This window comes from Hymenobacter agri (genome assembly GCF_054778495.1).
Window position 1 is genome coordinate 1 of sequence record NZ_BAAGZM010000889.1, and the last position, 1302, is coordinate 1302.

Here is a 1302-nt window from a genome sequence, read left to right on the forward strand (position 1 = left end):
CAGGCCGCGCACGCCGCCGCCGTGGCCGGCCTGCCCTCGCTCGACCAGGAATTTCTGCGTCGGGTGGAGGAAGCCGTGCTGCGCCACTTGGGCGAGGAAACGTTTGGCGTGGACGAGTTGGGCTCGGCCATTGACACGAGCCGTACGCAAGTGTACCGCAAGCTCAAACCCTCACCGGGCAATCGCCGAGCAAGCACATTCGAGGCACGCGGCCGCACCGGGCGCGGGTGCTGCTACGGGCGCGGGTGGGCACCGTGGCAGAGGTGGCTTATCAGGTGGGCTTCGGCAGCCCGGCGGCATTCTCCACGGCGTTTTCGCGGCAGTCTGGGTACCAGCCCAGCGCGGCGTTTCAGCAGCGGCCGGGCGCAGGAGCCCCGCCGGATGCGGGACGCAGCAACGGCGGCCCCAACTGAGGCCTGGCCATTGAGCCTGGCAAAGTTCAATTAATGGAAACCCGGTAAATCAATCGATTTACCGGGTTTTTGTGGATGCAGTCGGATGATTTACGGAAGAAGGCACAAAAACACATGCATCTGCAACGAATACGCATGCTCTGAAACGCTCGGCAATGCATTTGCAACACCGGCGAACGGCGTGCGGCCCGGTGGCTTGCTTGCTTTGGACAAGTCAAACAACCTGCTTTTCAACCGTACGCGCCGCCATGAAAAAAAACTACTTGCAGTTGCTGCTCAGGAGCCCGCCCGTGGTGCTGGCGGCCCGCCCGGCCGCGGATTACAAGCCTGTGGTACCGCCACGCCAAAATTGCGCTAGTTGATTACCTGCCTGTCTTCCCGGGCTATGAAACGCTTTTCTCCCTTTTTTCTGCAGTTAGCCGGCTGGCTGCTGAGCCGGCCGGCTTCGGCCTGAATCAGCACGGTGGTGACCGGCACCCTGTGCTGTGCCACTACTGCCCCGTGCCCGCCGCACCGGTCCAGCGGCTTGGCTGGTGGCGCTGCTGCTGCACTTTAGCCTGCGCCACAGCCGGGCGTGGGGCAGGGGCGCCACTATCTGGAGCCTGCTTCGCATGAGCAGTGCTGCGGGCCCGCCTCAGCTGCCCGGCGCGAACTGGTTTGCCTGGTACACTGAAATAATCAATTGCTTCTATTTTTACGGCATCAATTTTTTCACAGCCTTTTTCTGTAAAATGCCATGCGTACATTATTCTCCGTTTTGCTGACTTCTGCCGGTTTGGCCGCGCTGCCCGTAGCGGCTTCGGCCCAGGCCCGTAAGCCTGCTCCCAAACCGGTAGCCAAGCCAGCCGCCAAGCCCGCGGCCAAACCTGCCCCGGTCGCTGCTTCCCGC

At 62.4% G+C, this 1302-nt stretch carries 1 protein-coding gene; it reads left to right on the forward strand.

Going from position 1 to position 1302, the window contains the following annotated elements; all coding sequences use genetic code 11:
- A partial coding sequence (locus ACYVDE_RS23115) for a hypothetical protein (protein ID WP_460503884.1) occupies nucleotides 1-447 on the forward strand: 447 nt, incomplete at its 5' end.
- Nucleotides 448-1302 lie beyond the last annotated feature (855 nt).